This is a genomic window from Flavobacterium sp. UBA2787 (assembly GCA_002352205.1).
Classification (GTDB): Bacteria; Bacteroidota; Bacteroidia; order Flavobacteriales; family Flavobacteriaceae; genus Flavobacterium.
The window spans coordinates 1-13380 of record DEHZ01000007.1; the positions used below are offsets into that span (position 1 = coordinate 1).

The 13380-nt window shown below is 35.1% G+C and carries 14 protein-coding genes and 1 tRNA gene; 4 read left to right on the forward strand and 11 right to left on the reverse strand.

The annotated features are described in order from the left end of the window. Positions 1–128: 128 nt before the first annotated feature. Both B4N66_RS05730 and B4N66_RS05735 read right to left on the reverse strand, forming a co-directional pair. Complete coding sequence (locus B4N66_RS05730; RefSeq protein ID WP_291093073.1) at positions 129–581, reverse strand: 6-pyruvoyl trahydropterin synthase family protein; 453 nt, start codon at positions 579–581, stop codon at positions 129–131. Positions 582–614: 33 nt separating this feature from the next. Further along, positions 615–791: a hypothetical protein gene (locus tag B4N66_RS05735; protein WP_291093075.1), complete on the reverse strand. Its 177-nt coding sequence runs from the start codon at positions 789–791 to the stop codon at positions 615–617. A gap of 125 nt (positions 792–916) precedes the next feature. On the opposite strand from B4N66_RS05735, the gene B4N66_RS05740 reads away from it, so the two are divergent. Both B4N66_RS05740 and B4N66_RS05745 read left to right on the forward strand, forming a co-directional pair. Beyond that, a tRNA-Ala gene (locus tag B4N66_RS05740) sits at positions 917–990 on the forward strand. 202 nt (positions 991–1192) lie between these two features. Next, a complete protein-coding gene (locus tag B4N66_RS05745) occupies positions 1193–1654 on the forward strand; it encodes a hypothetical protein (RefSeq protein WP_291093076.1) in 462 nt (153 codons plus the stop codon). Positions 1655–1759: 105 nt separating this feature from the next. Here B4N66_RS05745 and B4N66_RS05750 read toward each other — a convergent pair whose 3' ends face one another. The 4 genes from B4N66_RS05750 to B4N66_RS05765 all read right to left on the reverse strand — a co-directional run bounded on the left by B4N66_RS05750 (position 1760) and on the right by B4N66_RS05765 (position 7542). After that, entirely contained in the window at positions 1760–2326 is a 567-nt protein-coding gene (locus tag B4N66_RS05750) for a hypothetical protein (protein WP_291093078.1), read from the reverse strand. Positions 2327–2394: 68 nt separating this feature from the next. Then, positions 2395–5802 carry a hypothetical protein gene (locus B4N66_RS05755; protein WP_291093080.1) on the reverse strand — a complete coding sequence of 1136 codons (3408 nt, stop codon included), beginning with the start codon at positions 5800–5802 and terminating at the stop codon, positions 2395–2397. 146 nt (positions 5803–5948) lie between these two features. Continuing rightward, entirely contained in the window at positions 5949–7079 is a 1131-nt protein-coding gene (gene chrA, locus B4N66_RS05760; RefSeq protein ID WP_291093081.1) for a chromate efflux transporter, read from the reverse strand. A gap of 130 nt (positions 7080–7209) precedes the next feature. Continuing rightward, complete coding sequence (locus tag B4N66_RS05765) at positions 7210–7542, reverse strand: DUF202 domain-containing protein (protein WP_291093082.1); 333 nt, start codon at positions 7540–7542, stop codon at positions 7210–7212. A gap of 156 nt (positions 7543–7698) precedes the next feature. Between B4N66_RS05765 and B4N66_RS05770 the strand changes: the two genes are divergently transcribed. After that, the gene (locus B4N66_RS05770) at positions 7699–8379 is read left to right on the forward strand and encodes a glycosyltransferase family 2 protein (RefSeq protein WP_291093084.1); all 681 of its coding nucleotides are present in this window, start codon (positions 7699–7701) and stop codon (positions 8377–8379) included. Positions 8380–8434: 55 nt separating this feature from the next. Here the strand turns inward: B4N66_RS05770 and B4N66_RS05775 are convergent, their stop codons facing one another. The 3 genes from B4N66_RS05775 to B4N66_RS05785 form a co-directional block, all read right to left on the reverse strand. Next, positions 8435–9010 (reverse strand): fasciclin domain-containing protein, encoded by a 576-nt coding sequence (locus B4N66_RS05775; protein WP_291093085.1) that lies wholly within the window; start codon positions 9008–9010, stop codon positions 8435–8437. Between the two features lie 196 nt (positions 9011–9206). Beyond that, positions 9207–10460, reverse strand: coding sequence for an aspartate kinase (locus B4N66_RS05780; RefSeq protein ID WP_291093087.1), 1254 nt, complete (start codon positions 10458–10460; stop codon positions 9207–9209). A gap of 40 nt (positions 10461–10500) precedes the next feature. Further along, the gene (locus tag B4N66_RS05785; RefSeq protein ID WP_291093088.1) at positions 10501–10974 is read right to left on the reverse strand and encodes a GNAT family N-acetyltransferase; all 474 of its coding nucleotides are present in this window, start codon (positions 10972–10974) and stop codon (positions 10501–10503) included. 259 nt (positions 10975–11233) lie between these two features. Here B4N66_RS05785 and fbp point away from each other — a divergent pair, with 259 nt between their 5' ends. Next, positions 11234–12241, forward strand: a complete 1008-nt coding sequence (gene fbp / locus B4N66_RS05790) for a class 1 fructose-bisphosphatase (protein WP_291093090.1) — start codon at positions 11234–11236, stop codon at positions 12239–12241. A gap of 201 nt (positions 12242–12442) precedes the next feature. Here fbp and B4N66_RS05795 read toward each other — a convergent pair whose 3' ends face one another. Continuing rightward, positions 12443–12727, reverse strand: coding sequence for a hypothetical protein (locus B4N66_RS05795; RefSeq protein ID WP_291093092.1), 285 nt, complete (start codon positions 12725–12727; stop codon positions 12443–12445). A 137-nt stretch (positions 12728–12864) separates the two neighbouring features. Beyond that, positions 12865–13296, reverse strand: a complete 432-nt coding sequence (locus B4N66_RS05800) for a TerB family tellurite resistance protein (RefSeq protein WP_291093094.1) — start codon at positions 13294–13296, stop codon at positions 12865–12867. Positions 13297–13380: the final 84 nt, after the last annotated feature.

Sequence of the window (13380 nt, forward strand, 5' to 3'; positions counted from 1 at the left end):
AAGAACAACACGCAGAGAACAGAAGAAGTGAGTTCTTGATTGTGAAGAAGTAAGATTTAATTAATAAACTATAAAAACCCCGGATTTTCTAATGAAAATCCGGGGTTTTAGTATATAAAAATATTACTTTAAGCATTATCAGAAGCATACCATTCTGCAAATGATGTTTCCGTTTCTTGTAATTTTAAGGAATGAAGCTCAATTGAATTAGGAAGTCTATTTTTAATCTTTTCAGAAAAATCAACAACCATATTTTCGCTTGTTGGTTGATAATCAACCAGAATGACATGATGACCTCTATTTTTCAGTTCATCTGCCAATTCAATGTGGGGTGTGTTTTGATTAAATACTGTGGCATGATCAAATAAATCAACAATTTCTTCTTTCACAATTTTTTTCAAATCGCCAAAATCGATGACCATACCAAATTTCACATTCGTAGAATCAATAATTGGTGTTCCAATAACTGTAACCGAAAGTTTATAACTATGACCATGCACGTTTTTACATTTTCCATCGTAGCCATAAAGAGCATGTCCGGTTTCAAAACTAAATTGTTTGGTAATTCTAATTTTTGCCATTTCATTTCTATTTCGGCACAAAGATAAGTAATGCTACTGGTTTTTTTCTCTTTTTTTAGCGACATAATACATCCAATAGGCAATTGCAACCAATGCCACAAAAGGCACAAAAGAACCAATAATTAATCCGATTTGGTAGGAATCATCAGGTGCATTTTCAAGTTTTTCTTTTAAATCAACAGTTTGAACCAGGAAAAAAAGATATTTCATTTTTAAATGAATAAAGTAATTTTATCTAACAAATTTATGAATTTTAGGGACACGAAAAGACTTTAAAAAATTAAAAAGGAAAAGGTCTGATTTAAAATAAATTTAATTAAATTTGCCGTCACTTTGGGGATGTAGCTCAGTTGGCTAGAGCGTTTGGCTGGCAGCCAAAAGGTCGTGGGTTCGAGCCCCATCTTCTCCACTTATAACCTCGTAAAGTCTTTTTTTACGAGGTTTTGTTTCATAAAATTCTTACCTCATCTAAATTTCACAAAATATTTGTCACTGAATTTGAGTATTATAAATAGCCTTATTCTCCCATAATAAATATCGTAAATATACGTTTCACATTTTAAACGATTATTTAAAATTTGTTTATTATTTAACTTCTAAAATCTTAAAAAATGAAATCTAATTATATCTTTCTTATTTTATTTATGAATTTAATAGGTTACAGCCAAACTGCAAAAGAGCAGAGAGACCCATTGTATCAAAACGATTATGAATCTGAATTAGTGTATGAAAATAGTTCCATCATCATTTCAAAATATAAATCTTCTACTATTAACGAAATTAGTTTGGTTTTAAAAACTGAAGCAAAAAAATGTCCGGATTCCAATGGGATTCATTTAACTCTTTCAGATGGAGAAGTATTGAAATTTGATAATTTAGAAATCAATTGTACAACTTTGGAAGCAGGAAGATTTAATTTAATGGGAAGCATTATCTTGACACCGGAATTGTATAAAAAATTATCCGAAAGCGAAATTAATGAATTTAGATTAGGCAACCAAAAAGTTCCGGTTGTGTATAAAGAAAAAGAAGAAAGTCTGAAAGGATTATTTAAATTTTCAGAAAGTTTTTAAACTATTTTTTTTGAATTTATTTTCAAAATAAAACTCCGTAAAGAAGGCCTTCACGGAGTTTTTTTATATAATTATATATACACTAATCAGTAGAATAATTTTTTTTTATGCATCCGGTAACGGATCACCCACTTTAATATCACAACGGTGATGCGGTTGACCATGTGCCGGATTATTTTTTGGTTTTGGACCCGTAGCATTGGCTGTTGTAGAAGCCGGTGTTGCTGTAGGTTTAACTTGTTGAGTTGGCGTTACTTGTTTTGCAGGAGCAGGTGCTGCCGCTACTGGCTGAGTTGGATTAGCTTGTTGTTCGCTCTGAACTGTTTTGAAAAATGATTTTGGTGCATTTTGCTGAACCGGTGCAGGAGTAGTTCCTTGTGCGGGAGCAGAACCGTCTAAAGGTGCTCCAACTGCAATTTCACATTTGTGAAAAGGTTGTCCGTGGGGCGGATTTAATTTTGGTGGTTGTCCTGCCGGAGTAGCCGTTTGTGTAGCGGCGGCAGCCGGAGCGGGAGTTGTGGTTATATTTGAAACATCATTTGCAGCAGGTGTTTCAGTCGCCGTTGTTTCTGTTTTTTGCTCTGTAGAAGCAGGTGCTTCCTCTGTTTTTTTACATGAAGTAAAGAAAAGTGAACTTCCCAAAAGGAAAAGTAGTATCGATTTTGATTTCATAAGGTTATTTTTTTCAATTTCAAATATAATAATTTAAAAATGAATGGCTTTTATTTTAACAAATTGTCTTAAAAATATGCTCTCAACTGAACACTTCCGGTATGAATTGTATCACTGGTTTCGCTCTTTCTTCCTTGGTAATTCACATTCACATCTAAATATTGCGTCAGGTTTTTTTGGATGAGTAATCGCCACGTTTGATTTCTTCCGGGTTGAAGTCCTTCCAACATTTGAAAGCCTACCGCAGATAATTCATCACCAGTAAAATCATTGTTGTATAGCGAAAACTCTCCGTTCATCGTAAATTTTTTCTCGCCTGCATACGTGAAGGACGTTCCTAACCTACTTTGATTTAGCGTTTCGCTGTTTCCCAGTTGATTTTCTTTGTTTTGAATTTCATAAAACACATCCAAACTCGTATTTTTTGAAAATAAATAACTCACTTTCGGAGCAATTTGATAGCCTAAAATATCAAAATTCCGTGCCGGAAAATTATCTGAAATGCTTTCGGTGGTAAACGTTTTCCCCGATAAGGCGAACAACCAACTTTTCTTTAATAAATGAGCATATTGCACTTGATGAGCAAAATTTTTATTTTCTTGTGAACCGATGGAAAGCAAATTTTTGGTTCTGCTATTTAAAATAGAATAAGTTACCGAATGATTTTGTTTTCCTCTATTGTAAAAGAAACTGTTCATAAAACTAGAATTCAGTCCCAGTAGTTCCGATTCATCACTTTCAAACGGATTGAGGTTGAAGTTATCCGAATTTCGTTCAATTTTCCTATCAATTAAATACGATGTTTGGTTGTAGAAATAAGACAAAAACTTCTTAAATCCCGTCTCATTCTGCCAAATCGAAGGATTCAATGTCAGCGAAACTGAAAACTTATTTTGATGAGTTTTAATAAACACTTGATTCGGCAAAAATATCCGCACATATTTGGCTTGGTCGGGAAACGGAGCAATTTCAAATTCTTGTAGTTCCTGAATGCCGTTGCCGTTGTAATCATTCCACATAAAAACACCTTGACCGGGTTCTACTTCCAAATAGGTGAATTCCTGTTGTGGTAAAGTTCCCGAAGCGGTTTCATAAGCTGTTGTGAGCAAAAGTAATTGTTTAAAAAACCGATCGTTATATAAAATGCGTGAATTCAACGAAGGTTCGTTTGGTCGGGTTTCATCTTCAAATTGCAAGTTCCTGTAATTGATAAAAACACTTAAATCGCTTTTTTCAGTTTGCAGTAAACGTGATTTCAAGTAATAGGAATGTGACCGATTAACTCGCTGTACAAAACCATTTTGTAAACTGTCGTTTACACGATGTAAATAACCTACTTCCATAAAAACTTTCGTAGAATCGCCTCTTCCCACAAATCCGCCATATTCCAAAAAGCGTTGGCTAAGGGGAGAAAAAGTATTTGTAGCGATTATTTTTTCGCTATTGTCTTCCAACCGAAGTGTTCCTCCAATCCAATTTTTTTTCCAATCATATTTCGCTTGGGTTTCGCTTCTGGCAAAAGTGGAATTGGCAAATGAACCATCACTTTTCATCAAACTGCTATTGTTTACAAGTGTCCAATTTTTGTGACGGAAGCGACCATTCAAAACATGCCGAATTCCTGAAAAATTATCTGAGAAGTCCAATTTTTCTAATTGATAATTGGCAAAACCTTTTTCAGGATGATTCCATCGCAAACCGGAAATTACCAAACTTTGATTCCCTATTGGAGAAGTCAGATTCCAATCGCGATCAAATTCTATCGTAAACAAACGTTCAATGGTTCTAAAATCTCTGTCCACAAATTGCACATTGGCAAACGCATCCAATGTCCAATTTTTGGAAAAAAGACGTTGGCTGGCATTAAGTCTACCTGCAATTCCTTGGTTGTCGTCGTTATCTAAATTGGAATATAAATTCAAGTCATTGTTGCTGATTCCCACTTCAAAATCAACATTCGTTTTGTCAGACGGATTGTATTTTCCCATCACCGTAGCAATTTGAATTTTGGTCGGAGCAATGAGTCGAATAATGGGTTCATAATTTCCTTGCGGAATGCCACCTACCGGGGCCACATATTCATAAATTCGTCCCACAGCTTGGTTGTTGGCTAAAACGTAATTTCCTTGGTTATTTCCCACCAAAGAAAAACGAACATTGTATAAAACGTCTTCCGGATTATTGGAAAATTCGAAGATTTCAACACCTGAAATTTGTATTTTTCGATATAAAATTTTGTTTTCCGAAAACGTATCTTCATAAGCAGAAGGAGCATTCATTAAGTTGATATTATCGCCTGCGTTTTTGAGAATTTCAACTTGTTCTTCAGATAAATCTTGTTGCAAAGGTTGATTTTTGACATCATTTTCAGAATAAATAAATCCGCCAATACTCCATTTTTCGCGTTCATGTGTTACGCCGCCATAGGTGACAAATCGGGTGAAACTGCGGTCGGAATATTGGTATTCAATGTTAATCCGCATTTCAGAATTGATGGGAAAAAGCGAAGTAAATGTAACTTCTCCTGCATTGTAATCAATAGTGTACTGATTGTTTTCGCCACGTTGCAAGAGAACTCCGTTGACAAAAACGCGTTCGGAACCGGAAATAACTAACACATATAATTCTCCATTATTACCCCGAAGTTTATACGGACCTTGGTTTCCTTCCTGACCCACAAAAGTGCTTTTGGCATATTGTCCACGGACGAGAGCTGCTGAAGCAAAAATTGTGGTTTTATTTCCTTCTTCGCCCAGACGAAATTGTGTGGATAAACCTTGCACTTTTTTATTAAAATTTAAAAAGCGAGATTGCCGATTTTCCAAAAATAAATCACCGGCACGAATGTTCCATTTTTCGGAATATAATTCGATGAAAATTTGATCAAATTCATCTAATTTTTGTGAATAACCGCCTTCTTGCAATGGAATATTACTGTCTTGAATAGAAGCTCGCAAACTTACTTTGTCCGAAAGTTTTCCGGCAATTTGCAAATCTAAATTGGAATTGACTACTGCATTTTGGTTGTTTCCAATAGTTACGCCTCTTGTAATACTTCCCGAAGTGGTGAGTCCGTCAAACGGTTTGAAGCTGTTGATTCGGTCTTTGGAAAGCGAATATAATTGACCGTTTCCTCTGGAGTTGGGAACCACTTTACTTTCGTCGTAAACGCTATACGTTTTAGTTAAATATTCAGGAAAAGCTAGGTAGCGAACTGTTAGTGTATCGTTGGATTGAAAATTATTTTTAAAAACAAGCGTTCCTTTTTGAAAGTTGACGTTGTAAAAAGTAGTGTCAATCGGATTGCCATTTCCATCTAAAACTTTAAAAAACTCTTTGTTAATACTCACTTTTTCGAGCGAAATCGTATCTGTTGATACGGTAATTTTTTTCTTTTTATAAGGTGTTTCGCTTTCCTGAGCCCACAACCCGGAAACCATCAGCAGCAACATCCCTAAAAAGCAATTTTTCAACATAGTTATACTAACTCTAAAAATTCAAAAGTAGTATTTTTTAGGGGTTAAAAGTGTGGTTTGGGATGGAATAAATTGGGAATAGTTGATTGAAAATAGTCAATTAAAATAAAATGAAAATCAATCAGAAGTTTTTAGAATTTGAAATTTTATACAAAACTCAGCAAATATCCCAAGAAAGATCCACCCAAAACAACAAAAGCACTATTTATTTTTCGGTAGCCAAAAGCAATAGCAATACTTAGAATTGCGATTAGAATTGTTCGCCAATCGGTAATTGTATCTTTTCCCATATCAAAACAAACAGCCACAATAATGGCTACTGAAGCGACATTAACAGCATCCAAAAAGGCTGAGAATAATGTGGAATTTCGCATTTTTTTCACAATCGGATTAAGCAAAGCAACAAATAGGAAGGATGGTAAAAAGATGGCAATCGTAGAAACAACAGCTCCGGTAAATCCGTTAATTTGATACCCGATAAACGTTACCGAAGAAAAAACGGGTCCGGGGGTAAATTGCCCAACTGCTATGGCATCAATTAATTGCTGACGGGTTAAAAGCCCTGTTGAAACTAATTCCGTATCCAAAAAAGCAAACAATACATAACCACTTCCATAAAGAATTGCTCCAATTTTCAGAAAAATCCAAAATAGATTTGCGTTAGTTGCCGAAAGTAAAGTAGTGTTGGTAATTTGCAATAAAGTTAATGGTAGAAAACTCGGTAGACTATTTTGTTTATTACTTCGAATGTAGGCCAAAAACAAAGCAAAAAAACCGGCTCCAAACATCAAATAAATTTCGTTTATTTTGAATAGTGAAGCCATCAAGACGATTATTCCAATGATGATTAATTCTATTGACTTGAGCGATTTTTTTGCCAAAGGGAAAATAGCTCCTAAAATAATGGCAATAATCGCAGGTTTTATACCATAAATAAAAGGTTGCACAGCAGGAAGCTCGCCATATTGTTTGTATAAATAAGCAAAAATTCCGGTGATGAAAACCGCCGGAAGAATAAAACAAAGTCCGGCTACAACCAATCCTTTCCAACCGCCTTTTTCGTGGCCAATGTGCATGGTCATTTCGGTGCTGTTGGGTCCCGGAATTAGGTTTGTTGCTCCAATAAGGTCAAGAAAATGTTGTTCGGTTAGCCATTTTCTTTTCACGACCACTTCGTCTTGCATCATGGCAATATGAGCCGCTGGGCCACCAAAACCGATGACACCGAGTTTCAAAAAAAGTTTAGCTATGTCTTTTAAGGTGGCATTACTTTCCATTTTATAATAAGTGATCTGTATTTGGATACATTTTTAAAGTACTTCTATCTATTTCAAATTTGAATATACATTTTATAATCTGTTCATCTACTTTGTACTTTTTAGAATGAAAACTAAGCATTAAAAAAAACTAAGACTCTTTTTTTTCTTCAAACATCAACTCAATTTGACTGTAATAATTTTTCAGTTGTCGATTAAGTTTTTGAAAACGATAAATCCCAATAATAACCAATAAAATAGTTAGTCCTAAAGAAATGTATCCTATAAATTTAATGCTTTCAAAACCTTCTAACTGAATAATTGCAATTCCTCCTAGTAACAAATAAAGTGAAGATCTGATGTAAGAGAGTAGGGTTCTTTCGTTGGCCAGCTTGGTTCTTTCCATCGCCAAATAATCACGGAGAATGATTTCGTCACGATTTTCAAACTTGCTGGAAAAATTAAAGATTTTTTTGATATTCATTGCCATTTTAAGAAAAATCTAAATTGGTTTAAATATAAAGTTAAGCATAAAATCTTTTTTATCGAAGGAAGCATAAATAAAATTTGCAATTTTAAGTTTTATCGTTTGCAAATTCAGAACCCATTTCCCTATTTTTGAAATTTCAATAAAGCCAGAATGTTTAAACATTTTAAAATAATCAACCAAGAACCAATTCGTTTTGTGGTCGCTATTCCGACCATCAATCGAGCAGATTTATTGAACGAAGCTCTTGCTCACTATTTTACTGATTTTAAAGAAACACTCATCGTGATTTGCGATAACGGAAATCAGGAAATTGTCAGCCGTGAACATAATTTTGTTATTCATAGACCTGAAACCAATTTAGGAGTAGCCAAAAGTTGGAATTTGCTGATGGAATTTGCCGAAAAACAAAAAGCCACGCATGTATTAATGCTTAACGATGATATTTATTTAGGCAAAACAGAAATCCAAATTCAATCTGTTTTACAAATTTGGAAAAACATGGACTTTATCAATTCCTACCAACAATGGAGTTCTTATATTCTTACTGTTAAGGCTTGGAAAGAATTTGGAAAATTTGATGAAAATATTTTTCCTGCCTATTTTGAAGATAATGATGCTCACTATCGCATGAAACTACTTGATATGAATATGGTTTATACGGAAAAACTCAATCCGGTTATTTTTCGAAATTCGATGACGATCGATAAAGATGAGACACTTAATGAGAATTTTTTGAAAAACCGATCCTATTACATCAAAAAGTGGGGTGGTGTTCCCGATAAAGAAAAATACCTTAGACCATTCAATTCTATTCCGGTAGAATTGAAATAAAAAAAGAGCTGTTTAATTACAAAACAGCTCTTTTAATGAAAAAACAGTAACACTTTTATTTTGGCATCACTACGGTATCAATGGCGTGAATTACACCGTTTGAAGCAGCTACATCAGCAATTACTACTGTAGCTTTTCCTCCGTTTGCATCAGTCAAAATTACTTTTCCATCGGTTAGACTTAATGTGATTTTTCCCCCTTGAAGGGTTGTAACTTCAAATTTTCCATTGTTTCCATTGATGGCTTCAACTACCTGAGCAGCTTCAAATTTTCCGGCTACAACATGATAGGTTAGCACAGAAGCTAATTTTTCTTTATTTTCAGGTTTTAGTAGAGTTTCTACAGTTCCTGCAGGAAGTTTTTCAAATGCAGCATTTGTTGGAGCAAATACGGTAAATGGGCCTTCGCCACTTAAAGTTTCTGCTAATTCTGCTGCTCCAACAGCAGTTACTAAGGTGCTGAAATCTGCATTACCCGAAGCAACGCCAACAATGTTTGGTGTTTCAACTACTTCAACCGGTTCTTCTACAGTTACAACTTCTTCTACAGCTTCTTCTTTTTTAGCTTCGCCACATGAGGTTACAAGCATTCCAACGAGTGACAAGATAGTTAGTGATTTGATTAATTTCATTTTAGTTTTTTTTATAATTAGATTGTAAATGTAGAGCATTAATTAGTTTTGTTTAACATATTTAACAAAAGATTAAACAAAGTTTATCGGTCGTAATTAATTATTTACAATTTAGTTTCCTGAGATGCCTCCTTCGTCGGCATGACAAGATTGGGGTAACCCGCAACCCGCAACTTGAAACCTGAAACAAAAAAAACTACTCCCTCGTAACCACCTGCAACGTCTCTCTACTAATCTGCTTTACCAAAACTTCCTTGTTTTCTTCTACAGTCTGAGCTGCTTTTTCTGTAAAATGACGAATCGTGTACAACGAAACATTTTCGTTATACGAAACCTTGAACTTTTTAGAAAGAACCGTTTTCAACTCAGGAAAGTTCCCAAATTTATCCTCAATACACACCGAAAAACTAATCGCAGTATTCTGAATCAAACTCACTTTCATTTTATAATCGTGAAACAACGCAAAAATCTCGCTGATATTTTCCTCCATAATAAACGAAAAATCAATCGACGAAAGCGAAATCAACAATTGATTCTTTTTCACAATAAAACACGACGTTTGTGGTTCCAAATCCGCTCCCTTATACACTCTCGTACCCGGTAACAGCGGATTAACAAACGACTTCACAAACAACGGAATCTCCTTTTTTTGCAAAGGTTGCAGCGTTTTCGGATGTATAACCGAAGCTCCGTAAAACGCCAACTCAATCGCTTCGCGATACGAAATCTGATTCAGCAAAATAGCATTATCAAAATACCTCGGATCGGCATTCAAAACACCAGGAACATCTTTCCAAATCGTCACACTTTCCGCATTCAAACAATACGCAAAAATAGCCGCCGTATAATCCGAACCTTCACGACCCAATGTTGTAGTAAAATTATTTTCATCCGAACCTAAAAAACCTTGCGTGATATTCAACGATTTTCGTTTTACATTCTTCGAAATTAGTTTTTGCGTTTGCTCCCAATCCACAATCGCATCACGATACGTCGCATCGGTTTTTATAAACTGACGAACATCCAACCAATTGTTTTTCAAGTTACTATGGTTAAAATAATGACTCACAATCGTCGTCGAAATAATCTCCCCATAACTCACCACCTGATCATACACAAAGTTATAATTCGGCGATTTATTGTGACTCAAAAAATAATCCAACTCTTCAAAATGAGCATTCACCGCTCTATAAACCGGATGTTTATCGTCTTCAAACAATTCCAACAAAATCTGGTTATGGTACTTTCGCACTTCCTGAATCGATGCTTTCAACTCAGCCGATTTCTCAAAATAATGCTTAATCACAACTTCCAACGCATTCGTGGTTTTTCCCATCGCAGAAATCACGAGTAATACATCATCGTGCCCCACTTTTTGCAACACAGACAATACGTTTTTTACACCTTCGGCATCTTTCACGGATGCTCCTCCAAATTTGAATATTTTCATGAGTTCAATTAGTCAATTTGCCTATGTGGCAATTAGTCAATTAGTTATTTTTCAAAAATTTTTCGATTCCTTCCTCATCCATCTGCACCACTCGCCAATCATCCAACAACTTCGCACCCGATTTTTCATAAAATCGAATCGCCGGTTCATTCCAATCCAGCACATTCCATTCAATGCGTCGCACCCCGTCTTTCTTGCCTTGCTTCATAATTTCGGTGTACAATGCCAAACCCGCTCCGGTGCCACGATGAGCTTCCTTCACAATCAAATCTTCCAAATGAATCGTCTTCCCTTTCCAAGTCGAATACCGATAATAATACAACGCCATTCCAATGATTTCACCATTCAATTCGGCCACAACCGTTTGAAACAGTGGCTTTTCTCCAAAACCATCACGTTCTAAATCGGCAACCGTAACGACTACTGCATCAGGTTCTTTTTCAAAAACAGCGAGTTCCTGAATCAATCCTAACACCGCCGTCATATCGCTTAGTTCTCCTTTTCTAATGTTCATTTTTTTTCAGAAGCTATTCCCGCCATCCGCTACAAGTCCTCGCCCCAGAGCTAAAAATACTATAAACCGGCAAGAGCTTCCGCTGGTCGCTTTGCCGCTTTAAGCATTTTAAAGCTCTGTTGCTGCGGGCTTACCGCTACTGTCAGGGCTATTAATCGTGCACAAAAGTACAATTCTTTAACATAACACAATAATAATCTGGTTTGTATCACAAAAATTTCGATATTTGTGCCACTAATACAACTACAACGTTTGCGAAATGGAAGAAAGAAACAAAACACTGGGTGAGTTCATCATCGAAAAGCAAGAAGAATTTCAATACTCAACAGGAGAATTATCACGAATCATCAACTCCATCAGACTAGCAGCCAAAGTAGTGAACTACAAAGTAAACAAAGCCGGATTGGTTGATATCGTAGGAGCAGCAGGCGAACAAAACATTCAAGGAGAAGACCAACAAAAGCTAGATGTTTATGCTAACGAAGTCTTTATTCAAACCCTTATCAACCGAGAAATTGCGTGCGGAATCGCGTCTGAAGAAAACGATGATTTTATCACTGTGGCCGGTAGCGACAATAGTCATAACAACAAATATGTCGTTTTAATGGATCCACTTGACGGTTCATCTAATATTGATGTAAACGTTTCTGTTGGAACTATTTTCTCCGTTTACCGCCGTAAAACTCCTATGGGAACACCTGTAGCAATTGAAGATTTTCTTCAACCCGGCGTGAGTCAAGTAGCAGCCGGATATGTAATTTACGGAACTTCAACAATGTTAGTATATACCACAGGTCACGGTGTAAACGGATTTACGTTAAACCCGGCGATTGGTACATTTTACCTTTCCCACCCAAATATGCGTTATTCCGAATCAGGAAATATTTACTCAATTAATGAAGGAAACTATGTTCATTTTCCGCAAGGTGTAAAAGATTATTTAAAATATTGTCAGTTGGAAGAAGAAGATCGTCCGTACACTTCCCGTTATATCGGAAGTTTGGTTTCCGATTTTCATAGAAACATGATTAAAGGCGGAATTTATATTTACCCAACAAGTTCAAAAGCTCCAAATGGTAAACTTCGTTTATTATACGAATGCAACCCAATGGCCTTTTTAGCAGAACAATCCGGTGGAAAAGCGTCTGACGGCTTCAACCGAATTATGGAAATTCAACCCACCGAATTACATCAACGTGTTCCCTTCTTTTGCGGTAGCCGAAAAATGGTAGAAAAGGCAGAAGAGTTTATGGCGAAATATAGATAACTTCTTACTCTTATTGGTTTAAAAGTTTAAAATTGTTTAAGAGTTTAAAAGTATACCACTTAGTCACAATAAAGCCCTGAAATTTCAGGGCTTTTTGCTAAGTATTTAAGATCTTACGTTTTTAAATTTAAACAAAGATTTCCGGTACAGTTTTATAAAAGTGACACCATCTATCAATTTGTTGAATAACTATACTATTAGTTAATTACAACCTGGAAAATCATTGCAGTCGAAATCGGCACAATCGATAAAACCATCTCCATCATCATCAATACCATTATCACAAATCTCAGTTAAACAATTTGGACTTTCCTCACAATCAAGATCCTCACAATCAATAAAGCCATCACCATCATCATCAATACCATTGTTGCAAATTTCAACTTTTGGATTTTTGTCGTCACTTGAGCAATTAGTAAAGAATATAAAAGAGGAAAGAAAATAAAAAAGAATTAATACTTTGAATTGTTTGTTTATTGGTTTCATAATTTTAAGTTTTTAGTTACTAAATTTTTGAAACAAAATGAAAATAAATTTAAACAATAAAAATGTAATTCTTTTGGTTTTTGATGTTAAAAATGCTTTTTTAAAAACAAAAGCCCTGAAATTTCAGGGCTTTATTATTATTTATTCATGTTTTGCATTTCAAACAAAAACGTATCCAAATCTACATTGAGTACTAAAAGTGATAAAGCTTTGTCAACAATATAATTCACGTTTCCTGGCGTAAATCCTAATGCCAAAGCAAATTTGATTAATATTTCTTTTTGTTTCGGCCCTAGTATATGATCGGTGTAAACCATTCTCGCCAAATCGTACAAACGCTCTAAACGGTGAATGTATAAATAAGGTGGATTAATTGGATATTTCATAGGATTATCCATAATTTCATCATATTCATCCTTAGATATTTCCAAGTTTTTGGCCAATTTATCAATAAATTCTCTTTCCTCCACGGTAATGTCACCATCGCTTAACGCCACACGTACAATGGCCGAAAAGTGACCTTTATTTCTATTTTTAAATCCGCTATCAAATAAATCTGAAATTGACATAAGTTTGCTTTAAATTATTGTGCAAATATAATTCTATTTCCAATTTTTTTTATGAAATCCGCAAAAATTCTTTTCAAAAATTCT

Bases quoted from the DNA above. Each gene is read 5' to 3' on its own strand.
- B4N66_RS05730 (WP_291093073.1), bottom strand. From the start codon at position 581: ATGGCAAAAATTAGAATTACCAAACAATTTAGTTTTGAAACCGGACAT.
- B4N66_RS05735 (WP_291093075.1), bottom strand. From the start codon at position 791: ATGAAATATCTTTTTTTCCTGGTTCAAACTGTTGATTTAAAAGAAAAA.
- B4N66_RS05745 (WP_291093076.1), top strand. From the start codon at position 1,193: ATGAAATCTAATTATATCTTTCTTATTTTATTTATGAATTTAATAGGT.
- B4N66_RS05750 (WP_291093078.1), bottom strand. From the start codon at position 2,326: ATGAAATCAAAATCGATACTACTTTTCCTTTTGGGAAGTTCACTTTTC.
- B4N66_RS05755 (WP_291093080.1), bottom strand. From the start codon at position 5,802: ATGTTGAAAAATTGCTTTTTAGGGATGTTGCTGCTGATGGTTTCCGGG.
- chrA (WP_291093081.1), bottom strand. From the start codon at position 7,079: ATGGAAAGTAATGCCACCTTAAAAGACATAGCTAAACTTTTTTTGAAA.
- B4N66_RS05765 (WP_291093082.1), bottom strand. From the start codon at position 7,542: ATGAATATCAAAAAAATCTTTAATTTTTCCAGCAAGTTTGAAAATCGT.
- B4N66_RS05770 (WP_291093084.1), top strand. From the start codon at position 7,699: ATGTTTAAACATTTTAAAATAATCAACCAAGAACCAATTCGTTTTGTG.
- B4N66_RS05775 (WP_291093085.1), bottom strand. From the start codon at position 9,010: ATGAAATTAATCAAATCACTAACTATCTTGTCACTCGTTGGAATGCTT.
- B4N66_RS05780 (WP_291093087.1), bottom strand. From the start codon at position 10,460: ATGAAAATATTCAAATTTGGAGGAGCATCCGTGAAAGATGCCGAAGGT.
- B4N66_RS05785 (WP_291093088.1), bottom strand. From the start codon at position 10,974: ATGAACATTAGAAAAGGAGAACTAAGCGATATGACGGCGGTGTTAGGA.
- fbp (WP_291093090.1), top strand. From the start codon at position 11,234: ATGGAAGAAAGAAACAAAACACTGGGTGAGTTCATCATCGAAAAGCAA.
- B4N66_RS05795 (WP_291093092.1), bottom strand. From the start codon at position 12,727: ATGAAACCAATAAACAAACAATTCAAAGTATTAATTCTTTTTTATTTT.
- B4N66_RS05800 (WP_291093094.1), bottom strand. From the start codon at position 13,296: ATGTCAATTTCAGATTTATTTGATAGCGGATTTAAAAATAGAAATAAA.